The following is a 26,007-nucleotide window of genomic DNA, read 5'->3' on the forward strand; positions in this document are numbered from 1 at the left end:
GACGGACCGCGCCCGCAGCGGGCGCGGCTTGACCTACTCGTGCGAATTGAGATTGAAGAGTTGTTGCACCAGCCGGCTGGCGTCAGCCTGCAACTCGCCTTCGGTCTGGTTGAGATAGCGCGTCGGACCGTGCATCAGCTTGTTGATGAGACCGTGACTCAGCGCGTCTAGCACTTTCTTCGGATCTTCACCCTTGGCCAGTAGTTTGACCGCACGCTCGAACTCTACCGTGCGCAGCATCTCGGCATGCTGGCGCAGCGCGCGAATCGTCGGTACCGCATCGCGCGCCTGCATCCAATGCAAGAAGCCATCGACGCGCGAATTGATGATCTCCTCGGCCTCGAGCACCGCCTGCTGGCGCGACTCCAGACCGGCATCGACCACTTGGGCGAGATCGTCCACGGTGTATAGGAACACGTCGTCCAGATCCGCGACTTCGGCTTCGATATCGCGCGGCACGGCGAGATCGACCATCACGATGGGCTTGTGCCGCCGCACCTTGATCGCCCGCTCGACCATGCCCAAGCCGACAATTGGCAAGGGACTCGCCGTACAGGAAACGACGATGTCGAAACGCGGCAGCATCTCGCTGACCGCATCGAGGCGCATCACTTCCGCGCCGTACCGGCTCGCCAGCACCTGCGCACGCGCTTCGGTGCGGTTGGCGACAGCGATCGCTTTCGGTTTGGCACCGGCGAAATGCGCTGCGCACAACTCGATCATCTCGCCGGCGCCGATGAACAGCACGCGCTGGTCGGAGATGCTCTCGAAAATGCGCTCGGCCAGATGCACCGCCGCCGCCGCCATCGACACGGTGTTGGCGCCGATCGCGGTGGTCGAGCGGACTTCCTTGGCTACCGCAAAGGTGTTCTGGAACAGCTTGTGCAGCAGGGTTCCCATCGTCCCCGCTTCTTCCGCCCGGCGTGCGGCGTCCTTGACCTGGCCAAGAATCTGCGGCTCGCCGATCACCATCGAGTCGAGCCCGCTCGCGACGCGGAAGACGTGGCGAATCGCGTCGCGCTGCGGATACGTGTACAGGTAGGGCGAAACTTCGCTCAGCGACAGCTGGTGGAAGCGCGCCAGCCAGTCGGCGGCGTGCTGCGGCTGCTCGGTGGCGAAATACAGTTCAGTGCGGTTACAGGTCGACAGGATTGCCGCCTCACGCACGGTGCGCGCGTGTGTCAGATCGTGCAGCGCATCATCCAGCCGCTCAGGCTGAAACGCCACTCGCTCCCTGATGGTTAGCGGAGCGGTGTGATGATTCAGGCCAAGAGCATAGAGTTGCATTCGCGATTACAGAGGGGCGTAATGCTGCCGATTATAGCACTGCGAAAAACCGCGAAAGATTGCGCAAAATCAGGCAATTCTGTTGCGTTTTCTGCAACGTCAACGAAAACGGGCCGGCATGAGCCGACCCGTTTTCTGATACTGGTGGCCAGGGGCGGAATCGAACCGTCGACACGCGGATTTTCAATCCGCTGCTCTACCAACTGAGCTACCTGGCCAGCGAGCGCGCATTATAGCGACTCCTTGCCGAGAGTCAAACACCTTTTTCGAAGATTGCAGTCCCACGACATTTTGAACGCCCCGTCCAGGCGTGCGCTCAGGCTAATACCCCGTGGCCGCCTAACCTAAACGGGGTAATGCTTTCTGCGTTTCCGGCACGGACGTTGGCGCAGCATGGGCAAAGACAATCCGGATCAGTGGGCATGAACGCGAAATCCACGACCGTGATTCATCCGATTCGCGCACCAACAGCCACATGGACACGGCAGCGCCGACACGGCACGCAACGAGCAGCTGGCCTGAAAGCACAAACGCGGAGCGGCGACCTCTCGGTCGCCGCTCCGCGTTTGTAGCTTGCTTGCGCCGACGCCTTGCGGCCGCCGGCAGCAGAGGACCGCTTAGTGGCCCGAGGCACCCTCGGCGCCGATACCGGTTTCCGAACGCACCTTCTGGGCGATGTAACCCGCACGATCTTCGCGAGCGCGGTCACTGCGGTCCAGAATCGAGAACAGCCAGATGCCGATAAAACCCGCAGCCATCGAGAACAGCGCCGGCGAAGTGTAGGGGAACAGCGCCGAGCCCTTGGGATTGCCAAGCGTCACTTCCCACACGGACGGCGACAGGACCGTCAGTACAACCGCGGTGATCAGACCGAGGAAGCCACCGATCGTCGCCCCGCGCGTCGTGCAGTCCTTCCACAGGACGGACATGAAGAGCACCGGGAAGTTCGCCGAGGCGGCGATCGCGAAGGCCAGCGACACCATGAACGCGATGTTCTGCTTCTCGAACGCGATACCGAGCACGACGGCGACGATGCCGAGCGCCACAGTCGTCATCCGCGACACGCGCAGCTCCGACGCGGAGTCCGCGTTGCCTTTCTTGAACACCGTGGCGTACAGGTCGTGCGAGACCGCCGAGGCGCCCGACAGGGTCAGGCCGGCCACGACCGCGAGAATCGTCGCGAACGCCACCGCCGAGATGAAGCCGAGGAAGACGTTGCCGCCGACCGCGTTGGCGAGATGGATGGCCGCCATGTTGCTGCCGCCAATCAGGCCGCCCTTGGCATCGAGGAAGCTGGGGTTCGTCGACACCAGCACGATTGCACCGAAGCCGATGATGAAGGTCAGCACGTAGAAGTAGCCGATCCACGTCGTCGCCCAGAACACCGACTTGCGCGCCTGCTTCGCATCCGGCACCGTGAAGAAGCGCATCAGGATGTGCGGCAGACCGGCGGTACCGAACATCAGCGCCATGCCGAAGGAGATCGCGGAGATCGGATCCTTGATGAAGGAACCCGGTCCCATGATCGCCTGGCCGATGATGCCCGCCTCTTCGGGCGTCTTGCCGGCGGACAGCGCGAGCTGCGCCTTGACCTCGGTCGAGGCGGCGAACAGCGCTTCGGGCGAGAAGCCGTAGGACAGCAGCACCATGAAGGCCATGAAGGACGCGCCGGCAAGCAGCAGGCAGGCTTTGATGATCTGCACCCAAGTTGTCGCCGTCATGCCGCCAAACAACACGTAGACCATCATCAGCGCGCCGACGATGACCACCGCCATCCAGTATTCGAGGCCGAACAGCAGCTTGATCAGCTGACCCGCACCGACCATCTGCGCGATCAGGTAGAACGCGACAACGACCAGCGTGCCCGAGGCCGCGAATGCACGGATTGGCGTCTGCTTGAAGCGGTACGCGGCGACGTCGGCGAACGTGAACTTGCCGAGGTTACGCAGGCGCTCGGCCATCAGGAAGGTGATCACCGGCCAGCCGACCAGGAAGCCGATCGAGTAGATCAGGCCATCGAAGCCGCTCGCCATCACCGCCGCGGAAATCCCGAGGAAGGACGCCGCCGACATGTAGTCGCCGGCGATTGCCAGCCCGTTCTGGAAGCCGGTGATGCCACCGCCGGCGGTGTAGAAGTCGGCTGCCGACTTGGTCTTCGCTGCCGCCCACTTCGTGATGTACAGCGTGCCGAGAACGAACGCGCCGAACATCGAGATCGCGGTCCAGTTGGTCGCCTGCTTCTCGGCCTGACCGAGGTCCGCCCCTGCGGCGAGGGCCGCGGCGGACAGCAGCGCGAGGATCAGTCCTGCGCCAATATGCGTGAAACGGCCGCTCATTGTGCGGTCTCCTTGATGATTTCCTGGGTCAGCGTATCGAACTCGGAGTTCGCACGGCGAACATAGATGCCGGTGATGAGAATCGTGAATACGATCACACCTAAACCGACCGGGATGCCGACCGTCATGACGCCGTCGCCGAGCCGCTGCGCGAATAATTCCTTATTGAAGGCAATGACCGCGATGAAGCCGTAGTACACGAGCATCATGATCGCTGTGAGAATCCAGCCGAACGAAGAGCGTGTGCTCACGAGGCGCTGGTATTTTGGGTTGGCGACCACTCTTGTCACCATGTCGTTTTGCATGTCTCCCTCCTTGATACTATGACGAGACCGAGAGTTGCCCGGGCTTACGACACCTTATTACGGGAGACTTACGATGCGCTTACGACTAGAGACATAAATACCGTCTTGGAACCACGCGGCCATGTTGCGGACGAAAACCTGACGCACTGGCGCTGCGCCGAACGCGGGCCGCAGGCCGCAGGCACGCTAACCGACAGGACTGAAGTCGCCCAGCACCGGTACGGGCAGCGGCATTGCGCCACGCGGGAACACCACTTGCACAACAGTCCCCACACCCGCCGGGTTGGGATTCAGTGCCACCGTTGCGCGGTGCAGCTCGGCAATTTCGCGCACGATCGGCAGGCCTAGGCCCGAGCCGTCTTCGCCACTGCCAAGCACGCGGTAAAAGCGCTCGAACACGCGCTCGCGATCAGCCTCCGGGATCCCGACGCCGGTATCCTCGACCTCGAAAATCGGCGCTCCGGCGTGGCGCGTGCGGGCCGTGACCCGACCGCCCGCGGGGGTGTACTTGATCGCGTTATCCACGAGATTCTTGATCATTTCACGCAACAGCACCGGATTGCCTTCGACGATCAGCGGCTCGCTCGTGCCTTCGACACCCAGATCGATATCCTTTTCCTGTGCGCGCGGAAACAGGTCCTGCGCGACGTCACGCACCAAGGGGCGCAGGTCGACCTGCTCGACGGCATACAGCTTTTCGAAGCTCGCCTCGGCACGCGCCAACGACAACAGCTGGTTGATGAGGTGACTGGCACGCTCGGTACTCTGCGCGATGCGCGACAGCGATCCACGCAACGCTTCAGGATCGGTCTCAAGCAGCGCCAGCTCGGTCTGCATCCTCAGGCCCGTCAGCGGCGTACGCATCTGGTGCGCCGCATCCGCGATAAAACGCTGCTGCGCCTGCAGGTTCTCTTCGAGACGCGCCATCATGTCGTTGAACGCGACAATCAGCGGCCGGACTTCCTCGGGGGCGCTCGCCGCGACAATGGGTGACAGGTCGGTGGGCCGGCGGCGGCGGATCAGGCTCTGCAAGCGGTTGAGGGGTGCGATCCCGCGAGTCAGACCCACCCACACCAGCACCACGGCGAGCGGGATGATCGCAAACTGCGGCAGCAGCACCCCGGTCACCACACGCGAAGCAAGGTCGCTGCGCTTGTTACGGGTTTCGGCGACCTGCACCAGGACCAGCGGGCTCGCCGGCTCCGGCCAGGGACGCAAGAACTGGAAGGCCACGCGCACCTCTTCGCCATGGATGACGTCGTCGCGATAGAGCACTTCCTCTGGAATCACCGCCGGCGGGGGTGGCGTCCAGCCGATCTCGCGATCTCCGGTCACCAGATCGCCGCTCTCGTTGGCAACCTGGTAATACACGACGTCGTCCTGATCGGCGCGAAACAGCGCGCGCGGCGGCGCCGGAAAATGCACCGTCACCTTGCCATCTTCGACCGACACCAAGCGCGCCAAAGCCCGCACGCTGTCGGCCAGCGCACGATCATATGGCTGATTGGCGATGCTGTCGGCGACGTTGTGGGTGACGATGATCGAGATCGGCCACAGGAACAGCAGCGGCGCGAGCATCCAGTCAAGGATCTCGCCGAACAAGGAATTCGGCTGCGAGGGCGGCCGATTGGCCGCCACCGTCTTGTCAGGCTTTCGCCGCCTGGGCAGCATCCACGGGTTCCAGGCAGTAGCCGAGTCCGCGCACCGTCACGATACGCACCCCGCTGTCTTCGAGCTTCTTGCGAAGGCGATGGACGTAGACCTCAATGGCATTGCTTGAGACTTCTTCTCCCCAACCGCACAGGTGGTCGACCAGCTGATCCTTGCTCACCAAGCGCCCCACCCGCAGGATGAAGACCTCCAGCAGGCCGATTTCGCGCGCAGAGAATTCGACGACCTGGCCATTGATCTTCACGACCCGATCGGCCTGATCGTAGGACACGCCGCCGACTTCGATGCAGCGCGGCTGCCCGGTGCCGCGCCGGGTCAGGGCTCGCACGCGCGCTTCCAGCTCCGGCAGCGCGAAGGGCTTCGTGAGGTAGTCGTCGGCCCCGGCATCGAGCCCGCGTACGCGCTCCTCGACGCCATCCTGCGCGGTAAGGATCAGCACCGGCACGGCCGACTTGCGCGCGCGCAGGCGCTTGAGCACGTCGATCCCGGGAAGTCTGGGCAGGCCCAGGTCGAGAATCAGCAGATCGTACGGCTGCGATGCCAGAGCCGTATCGGCCTCGGTTCCCGACGCCACGTGATCGACTGCATAGCCGCCGCGCTTGAGCGCGCGGCACAAACCGTCAGCGATGACGGGATCATCTTCTGCCAGGAGAATCCGCATTGGAATCAGGATGTAAGTTATGTGTAAGCGGGCACACCTAGATTCACACCCGCTGTTCTCCTTTACCCGGTCAGAGGAATGACCGCGCCGCCAGCGCGTTTATTCCCGGGAGCTTCCTGTTCAAAGAACCGGGGCTCCCGACCGCCTTTTTTACAAATCCGTTCAATTATCACACGCTTCTCTCGCATCTGCGCGGATCGGCACAGGCGCGTCCGTGCAAACTGCACGCGCAATTGAAAACGGCTCCGCCGCAGCGGAGCCGTTCCACCGGGCACGAATGCCCGGAAACTTGAGGCGGACCTCAGGCAGGCATTACATGCCCATGTCCATGCCGCCCATACCACCCATACCACCCATACCACCCATGCCGGCGCCCATCGACGGCTTGTCTTCAGCCGCCTCGCCAACCATGCAGTCGGTGGTCAGCATCAGGCTGGCCACGGAGGCGGCATTCTGCAGCGCGGTGCGGGTGACCTTGGTCGGATCCAGCACGCCCATCTCGACCATGTCGCCGTACTCGCCGGTAGCAGCGTTGTAGCCGAAGTTGCCCGAACCTTCGACAACCTTGTTCACCACCACGGAGGGTTCGTCACCGGCGTTGGCGACGATCTCGCGCAGCGGCTGCTCCATCGCGCGCAGCACGATCTTGATGCCGGCGTCCTGGTCGTGGTTGTCGCCCTTGAGGTTGTTCAGGCTAACACGGGCACGCAGCAGCGCAACACCGCCGCCGGGGACGATGCCTTCTTCGACCGCAGCGCGGGTGGCGTGCAGCGCATCTTCGACGCGCGCCTTCTTTTCCTTCATTTCGACTTCGGTCGCGGCACCGACCTTGATGACTGCCACACCGCCGGCCAGCTTGGCCACGCGTTCCTGCAGTTTTTCACGGTCGTAGTCGGAGGTCGCTTCCTCGATCTGTACGCGGATTTGCTTGACGCGCGCTTCGATGCGATCGCCCTGGCCGGCACCGTCGATGATGATGGTGTTTTCCTTGCCGATCTCGATGCGCTTGGCCTGGCCGAGGTCGGTCAGGGCAGCCTTTTCGAGGGTCAGGCCGACTTCTTCGGCGATGACCTGGCCGCCAGTCAGAACGGCGATGTCTTCCAGCATGGCCTTGCGACGGTCGCCGAAGCCCGGAGCCTTGACGGCGCAGGTCTTCAGGATGCCGCGGATGTTGTTCACCACCAGCGTGGCCAGTGCTTCGCCATCGACGTCTTCGGCGATGATCAGCAGCGGACGGCCGGCCTTGGCGACTTGTTCCAGCACCGGCAGCAGGTCGCGGATGTTGGAGACTTTCTTGTCGAACAGCAGGACGAAGGGGTTGTCGAGGATCGCAACCTGCTTGTCCGGGTTGTTGATGAAGTACGGCGACAGGTAGCCGCGGTCGAACTGCATGCCTTCGACGACGTCCAGTTCGTTGTTCAGGCTCTTGCCGTCTTCAACGGTGATGACGCCTTCCTTGCCGACCTTGTCCATCGCGCGGGCGATGATTTCGCCGATGTCGGCGTCGGAGTTCGCGGAGATCGAACCGACCTGGGCGATTTCCTTGTTCGTCGAGCAGGGCTTCGACAGCTTCTTCAGTTCTTCAATGGTGGCGATGACGGCCTTGTCGATACCGCGCTTCAGGTCCATCGGGTTCATGCCGGCGGCAACGTACTTCATGCCTTCGCGGACGATCGACTGGGCCAGCACGGTCGCGGTGGTGGTGCCGTCACCGGCGATGTCGGAGGTCTTGGAAGCGACTTCCTTGACCATCTGCGCGCCCATGTTCTCGAACTTGTCCTTCAGTTCGATTTCCTTGGCAACCGACACGCCGTCCTTGGTCACCGTCGGGGCGCCGAACGAGCGCTCCAGCACGACGTTGCGGCCCTTCGGGCCGAGGGTCACCTTGACGGCGTTGGCCAGGACGTTGACACCGGCAACCATGCGGTCGCGGGCGGAATCACCAAATTTGACTTCTTTTGCAGCCATTCTTCATTGCTCCTTGAATTCTGTGGATCGGTCCGACCGGGGCGCTCAGGCCTCGACCACACCCATGATGTCTTCTTCGCGCATGACGAGCAGCTCGTCGCCTTCGACCTTGACGGTCTGGCCGGCGTACTTGCCGAACAGAACCTTGTCGCCGACCTTGACGGCCATCGGGCGGACCTTGCCGTCGTCGAGGATCTTGCCGTTACCGACGGCCAGCACTTCGCCCTGATCGGGCTTCTCGCCGGCCGAATCCGGGATCACGATGCCGCTGGCGGTTTTGCGTTCGGCTTCGAGGCGCTTGACGATCACGCGATCATGCAAGGGACGGATTTTCATTGAGTCACTCCTTTTTGTTTCATCGAGTGCGGGACGTGGCCCGCCAGAAAAATTCGCAGTGGCCGCGGGCGTGGCCCGGGCCGTTAGCACTCACTGCCAACGAGTGCTAATAATAGGGACGCACTTTTGGTATTTCAAGTGCGCCAGCGCGGAAATATCCGAGCGACCGGCGATACCCGGCGTTTCGCAGGCTTTCAAGTCGCCGTCTGGCGCGATTTCAGCTAGTTGGGGACGCGATCGTTCTTTTTTGGAAGCCGGTGTAAGAAACGGGTGCGCAGGCGCGACTACTGCAGCAACACGACGATATCGCGATCGCCGTGCCATGCAGCACCCCCAACCCTACCCATCGAAGGAGATCAAAATGTCCCACACCACTTCCCGTTACGTATCCGCGGCAGCCATGGCGCTGGCCTTGAGTGCAGCCCTCTCCGCTTCTGCCATATCCGCTGCGGAACCCCCTGCCGACAAGGAGAAGTGCTTCGGCGTGGCGCTGAAGGGCAAAAACGACTGCGCCGCCGGCCCGGGCACGAGTTGCGCGGGGACGGCGAAGATCGACTATCAGGGCAACGCCTGGTCGTTGGTGCCCAAGGGCAGCTGCGACAAGACGGCGTCGCCGACCTCGCCGAGCGGCTTCGGCCAGATGCAGGCATTCAAGGAAAGGAAGTCTTGATCAGTCCCGTTGAAAACGGAGCGCGTCACATGTCGCCCGCTTCGCCATCGACGTCGCGCACGCGGGGCGCTGCGGCCCGGACCTTGCCCCCACGGGCGGGGCTGGGCCTCAAGCCTGCCCATTTCCAGGTGATTCTGGAAACCTTGCCGCAGATCGGTTTCTTCGAGGTGCACGCCGAGAACTACATGGTGGCGGGCGGGCCGTTTCATCATTACCTGGGGCGTATCCGCGAACAGTATGCGCTGTCCTTGCATGGGGTCGGACTGTCGATCGGCGCGGAAGCCCCCCTGGATGTGGCGCATCTGGATGCGCTGGCGGCACTGATCGACCGCTATGCGCCGCAGTCGTTCTCGGAACACCTCGCGTGGTCGACTCACGGAGATGTTTTCCTGAACGACTTGCTGCCACTGCCGTACACGCGTGCGACGCTGCAGCGCGTCTGCGATCATATCGACCAGGTGCAGTCACATCTGCGCCGACGCATGTTGCTGGAGAATCCGGCGACCTATGTCGAGTTCGCCGCGTCGACGCTAAGCGAGACCACATTCATTGACGAGGTGGTGCGCCGCACGGGCTGCGGGCTGTTGCTGGACGTCAACAATCTTTATGTATCCTGCGTCAATCACGGACGCGACGCCGCGGCTTACCTGCGCGCGCTGCCGCTCGGGCACGTGGGCGAGATCCACCTTGCCGGTTTCGCCCGCCAGCAGGATGCCGCCGGTGATCTGCTGCTGATCGATAGCCACGGCGCACCGGTGGCGCAAGCGGTGTGGGATCTGTATCAACTGGCCCTCGACGTGACCGGCCCGGTCGCGACGCTGATCGAACGCGACAACGATATTCCGCCGCTCGATGTGCTGCTGGCTGAAGTCGGCGCGGCAGACGGACTGCTCGACGCTGCACAACACGAGCCCCCATCCGGCAGGCGGCCGGAGCACGCGGAGATGCCGGCATGAGTGCGCAGGCGCGCTTTACCGACGCCCTGCTCGACCCGGCGCTGCCGTGCCCGGAGGGTCTCATGACGTGGAACGGTTCCGACCTGGCGCTGCGCTTCGCGGTGTATCGCAACAATGTCGTCGTGTCGCTGGTCGATGCCCTTGCCGATACCTTTCCGGTGACGCGCGAACTGGTCGGCGACGAATTCTTTCGCGCGATGGCGCAGGTTTTCGTCCGTACATACCCGCCCCGCTCACGCGTCCTGGCCGGTTTCGGACGCGACTTCCCGGACTTCGTGGAGACCTTTCCACCGGCTGCCCCCCTGCCCTACCTCGCGGATGTCGCACGGCTCGAGATGTTGCGCGTGCAGGCCTACCACGCGGCGGACGTCCCGCCGCTGGTGCCCGCGGCCATCGCCGGGATGCTGGCCGAGCCGCGGCAACTCCCCGCGCTGCGCATCGGCTGCCACCCGTCGGCGGCGATCCTGCGTTCGTCCCATGCGGTGTTTTCGCTGTGGGCGGCGCACCAAGGGAGGGTGTGCCTGTCGGCCGTCAATCCGGCACTCCCCGAAACGGTGCTGGTGGTGCGCGTCGGTCTGGATGTCCAGACGATTCAGCTCAGGCCTGCGGTCGGCCTGTTCATCGCGCACATGATGCGCGGCACGAACCTCGCGACGGCGGTCGACGCAGCAAGCGCCGACGATTCCGGCTTCGACCTTGGCGAAGCGCTCGCAATGCTGCTTCGCTGGCAGTTGATCACGGCGCTGCATACAGGAGATCACGCTCATGAGCACCCATATTGAAACTGTCAGCAGCGTCGGCGGCGGCGCCAAACCGGGTCCAGCTGCGCTGCTCGGCCAGGTCGTCACGCTGTTCGAGCGCATCCCGGACTCACTGATCGCGTTCATCGGGCGCTTTTCGATCGCAGCAGTATTCTGGAAGTCCGGACAGACGAAGATCGAGGGCTTGGCCATCGATCTCGTGAGCGGCGAGTTCGAACTGGGAATGCCGCAGCTGTCGGACGATGCGCTGTTCCTGTTCCGGGACGAATACCGCCTGCCGCTAATTCCGCCCGAGCTGGCCGCGCCACTGGCGGCATTTGCCGAGCATCTGTTTCCGGTCCTGATCCTGATTGGACTGGCAACGCGCTTCGCCTCGCTTGCGCTGCTGGTGATGACATTGACGATCCAGCTCTTCGTCTACCCCGACGCCTACCCGACGCACGGGGTATGGGCGGCCGTGCTGCTGTACCTGATGGCCCGCGGCCCGGGCAAGGCCTCGGTGGACCACTGGATCACGCGCCACTGCGCACCGCGCTGACGGAGGCTCGGCGAGGGGCTTGCGGCCTCCTTTGCCGGGGCCTCAGGGCGCGCGTCGCGGCTCACTTGCCCCCGGTGTTGTCGCGACCTTTTGCATAGGCGCGCATCGCTTCGCGGAGAAATTTCATGTGCTCGCCGAAATTGCGACAACCCGAGCACATCGCGATGTGCATCCGCAGCAGCAGTCGCTCCTTCACCGTGAGCTCGCGTTCCTGCGATTCCGAGTACAGGCGGGTCACTTCCCGGCAGTTCAGCATGCTTGCTCTCCGTTTGCGAACCAGCGGTTTTCGAGACATTCCCGCAAGCGCATGCGCGCGCGGTACAGCATCACGTTCAGATTGCTGGTCGTGATGCCGACCGATGCGCAGATTTCGCTGGAATCGAGTTCGATGAATTCCCGCATCATGAAGACACGCGCCTGATTTCCCGGCAGACCTTCGAGGCAGGTCTCGAACACGCGCCAGAACTGGCTTTCGCGCAGGGATTCATGGGGATTGCCCCAAGTCGCGGGGTGTTCGTCGGCCTGCCAGAACCCCCGGCGATTGAAGAGCACTGAAAAGTCCTCGTCCTCGTCGTCTTCGCGCAGCAGGCTGCTGGCATCGACGACACGCAGCCGCTGGCGCAGGATATCGGCGATCTTGTTCTTGAGGATGGCGAACACCCAGGTTTTCAACGCGGCGCGGCCGGAAAACGATCTTGCATTGCGCAGCGCACCGATCAGGGCTTCCTGCACGGCATCCTCGGCGAGATGAGCATCCGAAAGCTGGAGCGTCGCAAACCTGAGCATCTGCCGCCGCAGTGCCTCGAGAAAGTCATCGTCATACAAACCGACGTGCTTGGACGCACCGGAAGGGGTATCCGCGGCCGGTACCTGCTGAGTCATTTCCGGGCTCCCATGTGTGGCACACAGCCTCGCGATACAAGCGGGATGTATCCTGATTCCAATCCGCCAAAAGGCCTCTGCTGCAGATTCGTCCGGCGCCGGAAAAAATGCAAGCAGCCATTCCCGGAGCAGTCCACACGCCGCGCTGGCTTGCAAGGTGCCGCCGCGTAGTAGACGTAACTTTATGTGACAATACCCCCCCTACGACATAGGTTATAAAGCTGCCGATGTATTCCCTGCTTCGCAAGCACCTCTTTCCTTTGCTCGCAGTCCTGACGATGGCCGGGGGGGCGCTTCTGCCCGCACCGGCGACGTCCGGCGAACAGGCTGACCGCGCCGTGGCAGCGGTGCAAAAACTGCTCGCATCGGGCCACGTGGCACCCGGTACGCGACTGCACCTGGGCTTCAAGCAGGGCAACATCGATGCCTTCCTCGGGCGCGATCTGACCTTGCAGAAGGAGTGGGAAAATCTGACCGGTATCGTCCTCGACGCACAAATCGTCCCGCAACAGTCGGTCCGTCAGACGCTGCAGAACGACACGGGCGTCGACATTACCGTCGCGCGCAACCACGAATACCCGGACCTGCTGGCGGAAGGCTTGGTCACCGACCTCACCCCGCTCTACGCGGAATACGGCTTCCAACTCGACGACAACGCGACCGACGGCTTCATCCGCCCGGATCTTCAGGCGTGGGTGGGCGAGCGCGCGGTGGCAATTCCTGCCGATGGTGACATCGTACTGCTGTACCTGCGCCGCGATCTGCTGGACAGCCCCCAGGAGCAGGCCGCATTCCGCAAGACCTACGGCCGGGCGCTGGCGGCGCCGAAAACCTGGGCGGAGTACGAGGATCTGCTGCGATTCTTCCACCGCCCCACACAAGGCCTGTATGGCTGTGCCGAAGAACGCGATCAGGAAGGCGCATGGATGTACTGGATGCCGCGCTTCCTGTCGGCGACTTCACCTTACCAAGCCTTGTTCGATGCGCAGATGCGCCCCCTGCTCGACACGCCGGTGGGCGTCGCCGCAACCGAGAGCTACATTGCCGCGGTGAAGTATTCCGCTCCCGGGACCACCGACAACGGTCGGGGTTACAACTTCGTCCTGCCGCTGTTCGCCCAGGGCAAGGCGTTCGCGACGATCTTTACGGTAGCCGGGGCCAAACTCTTCAACGGCGAAGGTTCGGCAGTGCGCGGGAAATTCATCACCGTGGCAATCCCCGGATACCGCCACGGCGGACAGTTACTGCATCGAAACACGCCAATCTATGGCAACAATCTGGTCATCCCGAAATCCGCGAAAAACGCGAAGCTGGCGTTTCTTTATGCCATGTGGCTTACCGACCCGGACATCTCGGCGCGCTCGATCGGCGTGACCGGGGGTTTTGCCGACCCGTATCGCTGGAGTCATCTGCGCGATGCACGCATCCGCGAGATCTATACCGCCGAGGCACTGGAGACTTTCGCCGGTGAGTGGGCAACGACGCTGCCGGCCGGGACCGGCCTGCGTGGCGATGGCGACTATCTGGCAGCGCTCGATCGCAACCTGACGGCGGCGGCGCGTGGCGAGATCGGTGCGCACGAGGCGATGAAGCGCACCAGCGCGGAATGGGAGGCAATCACCGAGCGGCTCGGCCGGGCGGAGCAGGTCCGTCAGTGGCAGGCGTCGCGCAAGCGTCCCGGTGGGCGTTCATGAGCGCGCAGCCTTATCAATCCGGCCCCGCCACTGTGCAAGCGCCCCCGGCACGGCGGCGCTTCCGCCAGTCCCTGCTGGTTCGGCTGTCGATCATGTTTGCGCTCGGCGGCCTGCTTGTCGCCGTGATCCTGCTGTTCGGCAATCGCGTGCTCGACGACGCCAAGCAGCGCCTGGAAAACGCCGTCATCCGCCAGGTGCAGCCGCTTGCCGCCACTCACCGGCTGCAAATGCGCAGCAACGATTTGCGCACGCTCGAACTCGAACTGCCGATGGTACGGGACTTCTTCGCCCTGCCCCAGTACGTCGGGCGCATTCAGTCGGAAATCGACGCGATGAGCGCCGAACTGACGCCTTTCACCGCTGTGCTGGCACAGGGACGACCGGATGACGCGCGCCGCCTGGAGGAGCACTGGCAGCGCTATCGCGGCGATCTCGAGGAGATCATCCGGCACGCCGGCGCAATGGACCTGGCTGCAGCCGAAAACGTCACCAGCACCCGCTCGCGCAGCGCACATGCGGCGATCTCGTCCATCCTGCGCGACCTGGTCAGTGCCACCGAGCTTGCATCAACCGAGGCCTATCGTCAGGCGCAACAGGAACAACAGCGCCAGCAACGCTTCTTCCTCGCATTGTCCTTCGGCGGGTTCGTATTTCTCGCCGTCGGACTGCTCATTTTCGCGCGTTCCTTGTCGCGCCGCATCCGTACCCTGCGCGATGCCGCCACCGGCCTTGCGGCCGGCGAGGATCGCGAACCGATCGCCATTTCCGGCGACGATGAAATAGCCGATCTGGGGATGGCGTTCAACGCCATGCAGGACAGGGTGGTGTCGCGCGAGCGCAGCCTGCGTGCCGCGCGGGAAGAGCTCGAGGAGCGCGTTACGCGGCGCACCCATGCGCTGGCTGCAGCGAACGCACGGCTATGGATGCTGTCGCAGGCGGTCGAACAGAACCCCATTGGCGTGCTGATTGCCAATATCGACCGGCGCGTCGAATATGCCAATCCGGCATATGTGCGCGTCACCGGCCGTCCGGCCGATACGCAGCTAACCGGCTCGCTGCCCGATGCCGCGGACCTGGAGCGCAGCCGCGAGATCGACGCGGCCTTCCGCATGGCATTGCTGGCCGGGCAGGACTGGGAAGGCGAACGCCGCAGCCGCCGCCCGGACAATAGCGAATACTGGGAACACCTGCGGTTGGTCACGGTACGCAATGAACAGGGCCGCCCCGCACACCTGCTGCTGATGCGCGAGGACATCTCTCAGCGCCGCATGCAGGAAGAGAAGGTTGCATACCAGGCCTATTACGACAGCCTGACCGCGCTGCCCAACCGCACCCTTGCGCTCGACCGGCTGCAGCAGGCCACCAGTCACGCTGGTCGTGAGGGCAGCAAATGCGCGGTGATGTTCATCGATCTGGACAATTTCAAACAGATCAACGACACCCTGGGACATGTCGCAGGCGACGAATTGCTGTGCCAGGCAGCGGAGCGCCTGCGCTCGGCGGTGCGTGCGGAGGATACGGTGGCACGGCTGGGCGGGGACGAGTTCCTCGTCATCCTGGGAGGGGTGTCACATGCAAGCGACGCAGATGCCGTGGCGAGCAAGATCATCCACGCCTTTGCACCGCTGTTCCAGATAGACGGCCGCGAGTTCGGCGCCTCGCCGAGCATCGGCGTCTCGCTGTATCCGGACGATGGCGCGGAGCCGGCAGTGCTGCTTCGCAATGCCGATCTCGCGATGTACGAAGCAAAGGAAGCCGGTCGCAACACGTTCCGCTTCTTCAACCAGAAAATTCACGACGACTCCGTCGCGCGCATGGAAATGGAACGGCAACTGCGCGGTGCGCTGGAACGCGGCGAATTGGAGGTTCATTTCCAGCCGCTGGTGTCCGCACGCGACGGCCAGTTGGTCGGTGCCGAGGCCCTGCTGCGCTGGACCCATCCGGTGCTCGGACGCGTCCCGCCCGACCGCTTCATTCCGGTGGCCGAGCAGAGCGACCTGATCGTGAGCATCGGCAGTTGGGTGCTCGACGAGGCGTGTGCCCAGGCGGCGCGCTGGCGCAAGGCGCGCAACGGGGCGTTCATCATTGCGGTGAACGTGTCGCCGCGCCAGTTCTCCAGCCCCGGCCTGGTGGACACCATACGTGCCTGCGTGGACAAGTACGCCATCCCGCACGGCCAGCTCGAGATCGAGGTCACCGAGGGCTTGCTGATCCGCAACCCGGGCGAAGTGCGCGACGCGATGCTGGCGCTCGAAGCCATCGGCGTCACGGTGGCGCTCGACGATTTCGGTACGGGATACTCGTCGCTCAGCTATCTGCGCGCGTTCCCCTTCCATACGATCAAGATCGACCGCAGTTTCATCCGTGACCTCTCCGATGACGCCGAAGACTGTGCGCTGGTGGTTGCGGCGATCCGCATGGCGCGTGCGCTGGGCCTGAAGGTCGTGGCCGAAGGTGTCGAAACCGAAATGCAATCGCGCTTCCTGACCCGACAGGAGTCCGACGTGCTGCAGGGCTATCTGTTCGGGCCGCCGATCGCCGCTAAGGATTTTTTCGTCGACTGGGTGCAGAATCGTCCCGGAGCAGAACTTCCTGCGTGAGCGGACATGAGCACGGGCCCGACGGGGATGACAGGTTCATCAGGCACAGGCGCCGCGTCCAGCGGACGTCGTGAGCTGATCGCGGCAACCGACGCATGCATCGGCATGTTCGTCGCGGAACTCGATCGCCCGTGGATCGGCACGCCATTCCTGATGCAGGGCTTCGTCATCGAGGACGAAACCACCCTCGACCAGCTGCGCGCAGTGTGCCGCTTCATCTACATCGACCGCAGCCGCTCGCTCGACGAACACTATGCCCCGCCTGCCGCGGATGACATCGCCTCGCAAGTGGGTCGATCTCGCCGGCCTGCCGGCTTTATCCAGCCCCGAGCGGCGGACAGCGTGGGGCAACACGGCTTTCTCGAAACGCTGGCCATGGTGCGCAAAGGTGGGCTCGATGCCGCGGCCGCCCGCCGTCTGGCGGGGGATGCCGCAGCCGACCGGCCCGAGACGCGATCGGTGGAGCGCGAACTGATTCGTGTCACCCCCACATTCGTACGTACGGAAACGGTGTTCGAGCAGGTGCTCGCCGACGTGCGCGAAAGCCGCAAACCCGATATCGACGCCGTGGCCGACTGCGTCGACGAGATGATGCAGAGCGTCAGGCGCAATCCGGATGCGCTGCTGTGGCTCATCCGCCTGAAGCGCTACGACCGCTATAGTTATCAGCATGCCCTCGACGTCACTGTCCATTTGATGGTGTTTGCGCACAGCATGGGGTTTTCCGAGGATGGTGCGACGGTGCTGGGCGTCGCCGGCATGATGCAGGATGTCGGCAAGCTCAGGCTGCCGGACCGTGTGCTCAAGAAGGCCGGGCGACTCAGCCGGCTGGAGATGGAAATCGCCAAGAGCCACGTCCACTTCTCGACCCAGATCATTGCCCAGGAAGCAAATCCGCTGCCGGGCCTGATGGAGATCGTCAGCCGCCACCACGAGCGCATCGACGGCTCCGGTTATCCCGCAGGCCTGCACGGCGACCAGATCGGCCTGCGCGCCGAAATGGCAGGGATGGTCGATAGCTTCTGCGCGATGACCAGCAAGCGTGTCTATGACGAAGCACTCAGCACACAGCGCGCGCTGGAGGCCTTGATCAAGCAGCGCGACGTCAAATTCTCGGCGGCCGTGGTCGATAACTTCATCCAGTGCATCGGGCTCTACCCGGCGGGTACGCTGGTCGAGCTCAATTCGGGCGAAATTGCCGTGGTGATATCGCAGAATCGCGTGCGCCGGCTGTTGCCGCGCGTGCTGGTGCTGCTCAGTGCGGACAAGACGCCCAACCGGCATCCGCCGACACTGGACCTGCTGTACGCGCCGCTAACCCCGGCGGGCAAGCCCTATACTGTCGTGCGTGCACTGCCTGCAGGCGCGTTTGGACTCGACCCGGCGGAGTTCTATCTATCCTGAACGACGACATACCCCCCAACAATGCCGCCACGGTGCTGGCGGCGGTCGGCTTTTCCGCTGCCGAAGCGGCCGCGCTACGCGCGTTTTCGCTCGCGGTACCCGCCGAGGTGTTCGAATCCTCGTTCGCCGCGCACACCGACCGCCTCGGACCACGGCCCGCTTCGACGACCCAGACCGTTTTCCTCGCCTTGCTGCTAGAACGTCAGCACTGGGGCACCGCGGACTGGCTCGAGTCGCTCGCCAACACGTGGCTGGACTGCCAGCATAGTGGCAGCCCGGCAACGCTGCCGGCGACAGCCGGTAGCTGCCTCGTCGACGGGGTGCGCGATGCGCTCTACGCCGGAAACGGCAGCCCGGGACGAGCCGAATGCGACATCCTGGCCGCAGCGGCCAAACTCGCCCAAACGATCCAGGCAATGCTCGCAACGGCCTCGCTCGAACAACTGGACCATCGACTGGCCGCCGGCGATGGCCTCGACCCGGTCACGGGCCTGCCCTCACGGGCGCGCTTTCTGCAACTGCTGGAGCGCTGCATGAATCAATCGCAGCGCAAATCGCTCGGCCTGCTGCTGCTGCATGTGGACTGGGGACCGAGCGCGCCGCAGCAACTCAGCGCGCAACGCGACCGCATGCGCCGGACGCTAAGCGAGGCGATGAGCCGCGTGCTGCGCCCCGGCGATCTGCTGTGCGCCACTGCCGACCAGGAATGGGCGCTGATCATGCCGGAGCTGCGCAGCAGCGGCCAGGTGCAGCTCGCCGCCCGGCGACTGATCGAAATCTGCGAACGTTCGCCCGAGCACAGCTTTCCGCAGCTGCGCGGCGCGATCCACGCCGGTACCGCCTGTGCGCCCTACGACGGCGACCGGCCGCACACGCTGGAACACGCAGCCAGAGCAGCGCTGCATCGCGCCATGCGCGCAGACGTTCCCGTCGTGAGCTTCCATGCCGACATGATTGCGGCGATGGAGCACGAACTCGAACTCGAGCGCGAGATCGCGCGCTCGATGGCCCGCCCGCCATTTCAGGTCTGGCTGCAGCCGCAGATCGATCTGACCAGCGGGCGCTGCGCCGGCGCCGAGGGCTTATTGCGCTGGCAGCGCAGCAACGGCGAATGGATTCCCCCGCTGCAGATCGTCGCGATCGCCAGCCGCATCGGCATGATGCCCGGGCTCTCCCGCTGGCTGCTGGCACAGGTCGCGCGCATGATTGCCGAACTCGACGCTGCCGGCATCGCCCTGCCCGTGTCGCTCAACCTCGTTGCGCAGGATCTGCACGACGAGGATCTGCCGCAACTGGTTGCGCAAACCCTGGCGACCTGGCGCGTCCCGGCAGCGCGCCTGGTGCTGGAAGTGACGGAAGGTGCGCTGATCGGCGATCGCGAGCGTGCCGCACACGTCATCCAGCAGTTGCGCGCGCAAGGTTGCGGCGTATCGCTCGATGATTTCGGAACGGGGTTTTCCTCGCTCGCCTACATGCGCGACCTGCCGGTCAGTGAACTGAAAATCGACCAGCTGTTCGTGCGCGACATGCTGCATTCCGTCCACGACCACGCCATTGTGGCGACGGTTCAGGCACTCGCGCGCGGTTTCGGCATGACGGTGGTGGCGGAAGGGGTCGAAGATCAGGCCACGGCGGACGAATTGCAGCGCATGGGCTGCGATAACGCGCAAGGCTTCCTGTACGCACGGGCGATGCCGCTGGCGGACTTCATCCCCTGGGTGCGCTTGCGCAATGGATGCTAGACGGCCCGCTTTCAGATGTCAGAACGCAATCGCGATGCCGAAGTGCAGCCGCAGGCGTCGATCCTCCTGCCCGTAGGCGAGATCCAGCGCCAGCGGCCCGGCCGGGCTTTTCCAGCGTGCGCCCAGGCCATATCCCTTCTTCATCTCGAACAACTTGCGGTCGTCGCCGGCATCCCCCATATCGACGAATGCCGCCGCGCCCCATGCGGGCAGAAACCAGCGCACGTACTCGGCGCTGAGGGTGGCCAGGTAACGCCCCCCCACCGTCGCGTCCGCCTCGTGCACGCCGAGGCTCTGGTATGCATAACCGCGCACGGTCTGCGTACCGCCGGTGCGAAACAGGAAGTCCTGCGGCACCCCGTCCCGGCTCGACGCCAGCGTCGCCCCACCTTCCGCACGCAGGATCAGCACATCGCGCTCGGCCATCGGCCGGTAATGCACGTAACGTCCATACAGGCGCAGGAAATTCTGGTCCGACAGCAAGGCGCGCGCACCGCCGCCGATTTCGAACTGCAATACGTCGCCGCGGCGGGGGTCGAGCACATCGTCCACCTGCCGCCGCGTCCATGACCAGTTCGCGGTGAGACTCTTGCGTCGCGTCGCGGTGGCACCGTCCAGGTCGCGGGTTTCCTGCTGCAGGCGCAATGCCAGCCGCGTGTCGATCTTGCCGCGCGCAGTGGTTCTGGAATTCGCCCGTGCGACCCCCACCGCGTGCGTCGTCAGCGTCAGCCCCTCAATATCGCTGCGCTCGCTGGCGACTCCGACGCTATCGCGATGACCACTGGGCGCCGGCGGCAGAAACACGTCCGCATAGGCCGTCTGGTGCAACTGCTCCAGGCGCAATCCGCTTGCAAGCTCCCAGCCGCGACCGAGGAGGTTCACGTCACGCCAGCTGACTTCGCTGCGAAAACCGTTATTGGTCGAATAGCCGACGCCGAACCCGAGTTGGCGTGAGCGCGCCTCGGACACCTGCACTCGCACCGGCACCGCCGCCGCCAATGCCGGATCGCGTTCGATATCGACGATCACCGACGCGAACTGCGGCACGTTCTGCAAGGCGTTCTGCAGCGCCAGCAGACGCTCCTGATCGAAGGGCTCACCGGCACGGAGGGTATTGAAGCGCTCGAGCAGACCGGGGGGAAGATTCTTCAACCCGGACACTTCAAGCGGCCCGAGGAAAAACCGCGGACCGGAATCCACCGTCACCGACAAGCGCACGGAGGCGGCGTCGGGGTCGACCTCCGCACGACTCTCGGCCAGCCACGCCGCAGCGTAATCGCGCGACGCCACGCCATCGAGCAGGCGCAACTTGGCCTCGTCCCAGGCCGCCTGACGGAACACCTGCCCCGCCGGCAGCGACCAGGCGGTCTGAAGGGCCGCGCGCCGCTCGGCCTGCCCTGTGCTGTCGCCGGCAAGCTCTCCTGCGAATCTCAGTTCGACCGCCGACACCTTCGCCGGCGGCCCCGGCACGACCGACAAGCGCCACATCACATCCCCGTCGCGCTCCAGCGTGACCTCGGGCGTGAAGTAACCCTCGGTCGCCAGCAGCTCGGCGACCTCGCGGCGGGTGCGGCGCGCCAGCGCCACGCGGTCGGCGCGCTCCTCGGGCAGCCGCTGGTCGACGCGGTTGAGGATGCGCAGATGGCGCTCCAGCAAGGGCCGCACGCTGTCCGGTGCGTCGAGTTGCACCTGCAGGCGCTCCTGCGCGGCCACACCACCTGCCAGCAGGCCGATCCACAACGCAACAAACAGACGCTCGCCCAGCGAGCGGATGCGATAGGCAGTCATGGCCGGGATTGTACCGGCCGTGACGCGCGCAGTTTCCCCTTAATTACCGCGGAAGCGGCCCGCTCAGTTACCCATCGCCATCAGACTGGCGTTGCCACCAGCCGCTGCGGTGTTGATGCTCACGGTGCGCTCCACGACCAGCCTGCCCAAGTCGTAATCCGGCTGCGGACGCACCAGCGACACGATCGGCCCCTCGCGCAGCGCCAGACGCACACGCCAGGCGTCGGCCTGCTCGTCGCTGCCATCGAACAGCAGCGCACCAAACTCGCCACCATACCAGTCCGCGTCGACGCCCACCCACGGTGCCACTTCCGCCGGTAAGGCGGCGACCAGCGTACGCGTCAGCGGTTCGTCGCCTACGAGGACACGATTGCCGCTCGCCAACGCGGCCAGCAACTGATTAAGGTAACCCGCCATCGATCCGGCCACCGCAGCAAGCGTGCCACGCGGCTTGAAGCTCAGGCTGTTGTCCTCGCCGGTCGGGCCGGTCAGCGTCAGGCGCAACCCGGCGACACGATGGCCGCGACAAACTTCTGCCCGAGCACGCAACGCAGCCGTGTCGTCACCCTCCACCAACACACGGCCCGCCTCGTCGAGCCAGCCAGCAAAGCGCTCGAACACCTCGGGCGCGGCCGCCGCCATCTCGAACTCCGCGCCCGGGCTGCGGCGCAGCAGCCGATGCAGATACAGCGGACCCCCGGCCTTCGGCCCGGTACCGGAACGCCCTTCGCCGCCGAAGGGCTGCACGCCCACCACCGCGCCGATCATGTTGCGGTTCACGTAGATGTTGCCAACGTGGGCGCGGGCAATGATCTCGTTGATGGTTTCGTCGATGCGCGAATGGATGCCGAGCGTCAGGCCGTATCCGGTAGCGTTGATGTCATCGACGACGCGCAGCAGGTCGCGCGCACTAAAACGCAACACGTGCAGCACCGGACCGAAAACCTCGCGCTCGAGCTGTGCCAGGGCATCGATCTCGATCAGCGTCGGCGCCACGAAGCTGCCCCTGGCGCATGCCGGCGACAGTTCCAGCCGCGACACGCGGGCGCCTGCCGAACGCATCACCGCAATGTGCCGTTCCAGCGCGGCCTGCGCTTCGGCGTCGATCACGGGGCCGATGTCGGCCCGCACGTCGGCGGTGTTGCCCAGCGCTAGTTCCTGCGTCGCCCCCTTGATCATCTCGATGACATGGTCGGCGATATCCTCCTGCAGGCAGAGCACGCGCAGCGCCGAACAACGCTGACCGGCGGAATCGAAGCTCGACGCGAGCACGTCGGCCACCACCTGTTCGGGCAGCGCCGTCGAATCGACGATCATCGCGTTCTGGCCGCCGGTTTCGGCGATCAGCGGCACGTCACCACCGCGCTGCGCCAGCGTGCGGTTGATGATCGTCGCCACTTCGGTCGAGCCGGTAAACATCACCCCACGTACCCGGGCATCCGCCACCAGCGCGGCACCGACCACTTCGCCGCGTCCCGGCAACAGCTGCAGCGCCGCAGCGGGCACACCGGCCTCGTGGAACAGGCGCACCGCGCAGGCCGCGATCAGCGGCGTCTGCTCGGCCGGCTTGGCGAGCACCGGGTTGCCGGCCACCAGCGCCGCCGCCACCTGGCCGGCGAAGATCGCCAGCGGAAAATTCCATGGACTGATGCACACCACCGGCCCCAGCGGGTGATGCAAACCGTTGTCGAACCCGCGCGCCTGTGCGGCGTAATAGCGGCAGAAATCCACCGCTTCGCGCAGCTCGGCAACCGCGTTCGACCACGATTTGCCGGCTTCGCGCACCGCCAGCGCGATCAGCGCCAGCGCATCGCGCTCCAGCAGCTCTGCCGCACGCTCCAAGCACTCGGCGCGCTGCGCCGGCGAACGGTTCGCCCAGTCGTGCGCCACCGCAGTGGCGGCCACCAGCGCGACCTCGACATCGGCGACCGTCGCCTCCACCACCCCGCCGACGACGTCGTCGAGATCAGCCGGGTTGCGCACCGGCTGCGGTGTACCCGCGGTCAGCGACGCCCTCGCGAGCAGCGGCCCCGCCTCGTAGCGCAGCGCGCGACTCGTCTGCAGTGCCTCGGCAAAGTGCGCGCGCACGCTTTCGCTCGACAGGTCGAAGCCCAGCGAATTGCGCCGCGCGGCGCCGTACAGGCCCTGCGGCAGCGGAATGCGTGGATGCGGCGAGCCCGCCAGCGGTTCGGCCTGCGCGACCGGATCGAGGATCAGCTCTTCGACCGGCACGTTTTCATCGACGATGCGATTGACGAAGCTGGTGTTGGCGCCGTTTTCCAGCAGACGTCGCACCAGGTACGCCAGCAACGTCTCGTGACTGCCGACCGGCGCGTAGATGCGCACCAGGCGGCGCAGCGCCGGGTCGCCGACGATCTGGTCATACAGCGGTTCGCCCATGCCGTGCAGGCACTGGAACTCGTAATCGCCGACACGATAGTCCCCATCCGCCATGTGGATGATGGCGGCCATCGAATGCGCGTTGTGCGTGGCGAACTGCGGATAGAGCACATCGCGCGCCGCCAGCAGCGTCTTCGCGCAGGCCAGGTAGGACACGTCCGTATAGACCTTGCGCGTATAGACGGGATAGCCCTCCAGCCCGTCGATCTGCGCCCGCTTGATCTCGGCATCCCAGTACGCCCCCTTCACCAGACGCACCATCATGCGCCGGCCGCTGCGCCGTGCCAGATCGACGATCCAGTCGATCACCTGCGGTGCGCGCTTCTGGTAGGCCTGCACGACGAAGCCGATGCCGTCCCAGCCCGCCAGATCCTCGTCCAGCGCCAGCGCCTCGAGCAGGTCGAGCGACAGGTCGACGCGGTCGGCCTCCTCGGCGTCGATGTTGAGCCCGATGCTGTAGCCGCGCGCCAGCTGGCACAAGACCTTGAGGCGCGGCAGCAACTCGGCCATCACGCGCTCGCCCTGCGCCCAGCCGTATCGAGGATGCAACGCCGAGAGCTTCACCGAGATGCCGTTGCCATCGACGACGCCACGATTGCCCGAACCATTGCCGATCGCGTGAATCGCGTGCTCGTAGGAATCGTAATAGCGCTGCGCGTCGACAGCCGTCATCGCCGCCTCGCCGAGCATGTCGAAAGAGTAACGATAGCCGCGACTTTCCGGTCCACGTCCGCGCTCCAGCGCCTCCTCGATCGTCCGCCCGGTGACGAACTGCTCACCCAGCAGGCGCATCGCCAGATCCATGCCCTTGCGGATCAGCGGCTCGCCGCCGCGCGTCAGCATCTTGGACAGGGCACTCGCGAGCCCCTCCTCGCTGCGCGTGGCAACCAGCCGGCCGGTAATCAGCAGCCCCCATGTCGCGGCATTGACGAACAGCGACGGACTCTGCCCCAGGTGCGCGCGCCAGTCGCCGCGTGCCAGCTTGTCGCGGATCAGACGGTCGGCGGTTGCCTTGTCCGGCACACGCAACAGCGCTTCGGCCAGGCACATCAGCGCCACCCCTTCCTGGCTCGACAGCGAAAACTCCTTCATCAGCGCATCCACGCCGCTCGAACGCGTGCGCTTGGCGCGCAGGCCGACCACCAGCTGGCGTGCAAGATCGTGAATGCGTTGCTGCACCTGTGGTGCCACGCGGGCCGCCTCGACCAGTGGCGGCACGCACGCAGGCTCGGCGCAGCGATAGGCGGCGGTGATGCGCTGGCGCAGTTCGGAACGCGGCGTCGCAGGCAGGGCCGCAGGGGCAAACGGATTGATAGTGGATGTCATGAGCACACAAACTCCGCAAAAGGTAGCCGCCAAGGTCTCCGGCGGCCGGATCGAGCAGGGCGGAACCTGCCCGCCGAAAACCCGATTCTTCACCTAACAGCGTAGTTTATGGCTCCGAAATTTGCCTCCAATAAGACATAATTCCTGCAAAAATCACTTCGCACAGGCATTACGCCTGAAACGGACCGACATGGACCGCATCGACCTCAAGATTCTCGCCGAACTGCAGAAAGACGCCCGGATCTCCTTCGTTGAACTCGCGCGCCGCGTCGGCCTGAGCAAGACGCCGTGCGCCGAGCGCGTGCGACGCCTGGAAGAAAGCGGTGTGATTCGCGGCTACTACGCCGATCTCGATCCGGTGGCGATGGACCGGGGGCACGTGGTCATCGTGCAGGTGCTGCTCAGCGGCACCACCGCGCACGAGTTGCGCCAATTCAACGAGGCGGTGCAGCGCATCCCGGAAATCCAGACCTGCCAGATGATCGCCGGCGACTTCGACTACCTGTTGACGGTGCGCACGCGGGACATCCACACCTACCGCAGCGTGCTCGGCGAAAAGATCTCCGAGCTGCCGTGCGTCAAGCAGACGCACACCTACGTGGTGATGGAAGTGGTAAAGGACGAAAAAACCATCGAGGTGCGCCGCCCCGCCTGAACGCGGACACGGCGGCGCACCGGGGCT

At 64.7% G+C, this 26,007-nt stretch carries 20 protein-coding genes and 1 tRNA gene; 9 read left to right on the plus strand and 12 right to left on the minus strand.

Translation table 11 applies throughout. From position 1 onward, the window contains the following. Nucleotides 1-33: 33 nt before the first annotated feature. The 8 genes from hemA to groES form a co-directional block, all read right to left on the minus strand. On the minus strand, nucleotides 34-1,287 hold the full coding sequence (gene hemA, locus GPA25_RS00480) for a glutamyl-tRNA reductase (protein ID WP_169258386.1): 1,254 nt from the start codon (nucleotides 1,285-1,287) through the stop codon (nucleotides 34-36). Between the two features lie 142 nt (nucleotides 1,288-1,429). Then, nucleotides 1,430-1,505 (minus strand) — tRNA-Phe (locus tag GPA25_RS00485). A gap of 399 nt (nucleotides 1,506-1,904) precedes the next feature. Next, complete coding sequence (locus tag GPA25_RS00490) at nucleotides 1,905-3,623, minus strand: cation acetate symporter (RefSeq protein WP_169258387.1); 1,719 nt, start codon at nucleotides 3,621-3,623, stop codon at nucleotides 1,905-1,907. Further along, complete coding sequence (locus GPA25_RS00495) at nucleotides 3,620-3,928, minus strand: DUF485 domain-containing protein (protein WP_169258388.1); 309 nt, start codon at nucleotides 3,926-3,928, stop codon at nucleotides 3,620-3,622. Before GPA25_RS00495 ends, GPA25_RS00490 begins: the two co-directional genes overlap by 4 nt. Before the next feature lie 186 nt (nucleotides 3,929-4,114). After that, nucleotides 4,115-5,599: a sensor histidine kinase gene (locus GPA25_RS00500; protein ID WP_169258389.1), complete on the minus strand. Its 1,485-nt coding sequence runs from the start codon at nucleotides 5,597-5,599 to the stop codon at nucleotides 4,115-4,117. Next, the gene (locus GPA25_RS00505) at nucleotides 5,574-6,260 is read right to left on the minus strand and encodes a response regulator transcription factor (RefSeq protein ID WP_169258390.1); all 687 of its coding nucleotides are present in this window, start codon (nucleotides 6,258-6,260) and stop codon (nucleotides 5,574-5,576) included. The genes GPA25_RS00500 and GPA25_RS00505 overlap by 26 nt, the downstream gene beginning before the upstream one ends. A gap of 312 nt (nucleotides 6,261-6,572) precedes the next feature. Continuing rightward, nucleotides 6,573-8,228 carry a chaperonin GroEL gene (groL, locus tag GPA25_RS00510; RefSeq protein ID WP_169258391.1) on the minus strand — a complete coding sequence of 552 codons (1,656 nt, stop codon included), beginning with the start codon at nucleotides 8,226-8,228 and terminating at the stop codon, nucleotides 6,573-6,575. Nucleotides 8,229-8,273: 45 nt separating this feature from the next. Continuing rightward, a complete protein-coding gene (gene groES / locus GPA25_RS00515; protein WP_004311482.1) occupies nucleotides 8,274-8,564 on the minus strand; it encodes a co-chaperone GroES in 291 nt (96 codons plus the stop codon). 361 nt (nucleotides 8,565-8,925) lie between these two features. Between groES and GPA25_RS00520 the strand changes: the two genes are divergently transcribed. From GPA25_RS00520 to GPA25_RS00535, 4 genes are read left to right on the plus strand one after another with little or no spacing between them, the layout of a single operon-like run. Next, nucleotides 8,926-9,234, plus strand: a complete 309-nt coding sequence (locus GPA25_RS00520) for a BufA1 family periplasmic bufferin-type metallophore (protein ID WP_169258392.1) — start codon at nucleotides 8,926-8,928, stop codon at nucleotides 9,232-9,234. A gap of 29 nt (nucleotides 9,235-9,263) precedes the next feature. Continuing rightward, nucleotides 9,264-10,190: an MNIO family bufferin maturase gene (bufB, locus tag GPA25_RS00525; RefSeq protein WP_169258393.1), complete on the plus strand. Its 927-nt coding sequence runs from the start codon at nucleotides 9,264-9,266 to the stop codon at nucleotides 10,188-10,190. Beyond that, nucleotides 10,187-10,972: an HvfC/BufC N-terminal domain-containing protein gene (locus tag GPA25_RS00530; RefSeq protein ID WP_169258394.1), complete on the plus strand. Its 786-nt coding sequence runs from the start codon at nucleotides 10,187-10,189 to the stop codon at nucleotides 10,970-10,972. The genes bufB and GPA25_RS00530 overlap by 4 nt, the downstream gene beginning before the upstream one ends. Continuing rightward, the gene (locus GPA25_RS00535) at nucleotides 10,956-11,489 is read left to right on the plus strand and encodes a DoxX family protein (protein ID WP_169258395.1); all 534 of its coding nucleotides are present in this window, start codon (nucleotides 10,956-10,958) and stop codon (nucleotides 11,487-11,489) included. Before GPA25_RS00530 ends, GPA25_RS00535 begins: the two co-directional genes overlap by 17 nt. A 61-nt stretch (nucleotides 11,490-11,550) precedes the next feature. On the opposite strand, the gene GPA25_RS00540 is transcribed toward GPA25_RS00535, so the two are convergent. Together GPA25_RS00540 and GPA25_RS00545 are read right to left on the minus strand one after the other, a co-directional pair. Further along, entirely contained in the window at nucleotides 11,551-11,745 is a 195-nt protein-coding gene (locus GPA25_RS00540; protein ID WP_169258396.1) for a zf-HC2 domain-containing protein, read from the minus strand. Next, the gene (locus GPA25_RS00545; RefSeq protein WP_169258397.1) at nucleotides 11,739-12,371 is read right to left on the minus strand and encodes an RNA polymerase factor sigma-70; all 633 of its coding nucleotides are present in this window, start codon (nucleotides 12,369-12,371) and stop codon (nucleotides 11,739-11,741) included. Before GPA25_RS00545 ends, GPA25_RS00540 begins: the two co-directional genes overlap by 7 nt. A 227-nt stretch (nucleotides 12,372-12,598) precedes the next feature. On the opposite strand from GPA25_RS00545, the gene GPA25_RS00550 reads away from it, so the two are divergent. The 4 genes from GPA25_RS00550 to GPA25_RS00565 are packed head-to-tail and all read left to right on the plus strand — an operon-like array spanning nucleotide 12,599 to nucleotide 19,811. After that, nucleotides 12,599-14,065 (plus strand): ABC transporter substrate-binding protein, encoded by a 1,467-nt coding sequence (locus tag GPA25_RS00550; RefSeq protein ID WP_169258398.1) that lies wholly within the window; start codon nucleotides 12,599-12,601, stop codon nucleotides 14,063-14,065. Then, nucleotides 14,062-16,665 carry an EAL domain-containing protein gene (locus GPA25_RS00555; RefSeq protein WP_169258399.1) on the plus strand — a complete coding sequence of 868 codons (2,604 nt, stop codon included), beginning with the start codon at nucleotides 14,062-14,064 and terminating at the stop codon, nucleotides 16,663-16,665. The genes GPA25_RS00550 and GPA25_RS00555 overlap by 4 nt, the downstream gene beginning before the upstream one ends. Nucleotides 16,666-16,692: 27 nt before the next feature. Continuing rightward, on the plus strand, nucleotides 16,693-18,069 hold the full coding sequence (locus GPA25_RS00560) for a cyclic di-GMP phosphodiesterase (RefSeq protein WP_169258400.1): 1,377 nt from the start codon (nucleotides 16,693-16,695) through the stop codon (nucleotides 18,067-18,069). Nucleotides 18,070-18,101: 32 nt separating this feature from the next. Then, nucleotides 18,102-19,811: a putative bifunctional diguanylate cyclase/phosphodiesterase gene (locus GPA25_RS00565; RefSeq protein ID WP_343034778.1), complete on the plus strand. Its 1,710-nt coding sequence runs from the start codon at nucleotides 18,102-18,104 to the stop codon at nucleotides 19,809-19,811. An 18-nt stretch (nucleotides 19,812-19,829) separates the two neighbouring features. Here GPA25_RS00565 and GPA25_RS00570 read toward each other — a convergent pair whose 3' ends face one another. Both GPA25_RS00570 and putA read right to left on the minus strand, forming a co-directional pair. Further along, a complete protein-coding gene (locus GPA25_RS00570) occupies nucleotides 19,830-21,599 on the minus strand; it encodes an autotransporter assembly complex protein TamA (RefSeq protein ID WP_169258401.1) in 1,770 nt (589 codons plus the stop codon). 63 nt (nucleotides 21,600-21,662) lie between these two features. Beyond that, a complete protein-coding gene (putA, locus tag GPA25_RS00575) occupies nucleotides 21,663-25,325 on the minus strand; it encodes a trifunctional transcriptional regulator/proline dehydrogenase/L-glutamate gamma-semialdehyde dehydrogenase (protein WP_169258402.1) in 3,663 nt (1,220 codons plus the stop codon). Nucleotides 25,326-25,515: 190 nt separating this feature from the next. On the opposite strand from putA, the gene GPA25_RS00580 reads away from it, so the two are divergent. Further along, the gene (locus GPA25_RS00580; RefSeq protein ID WP_169258403.1) at nucleotides 25,516-25,980 is read left to right on the plus strand and encodes a winged helix-turn-helix transcriptional regulator; all 465 of its coding nucleotides are present in this window, start codon (nucleotides 25,516-25,518) and stop codon (nucleotides 25,978-25,980) included. Nucleotides 25,981-26,007 lie beyond the last annotated feature (27 nt).

This window comes from Aromatoleum diolicum (genome assembly GCF_012910955.1).
GTDB classification, from domain to species: Bacteria; Pseudomonadota; Gammaproteobacteria; order Burkholderiales; family Rhodocyclaceae; genus Aromatoleum; species Aromatoleum diolicum.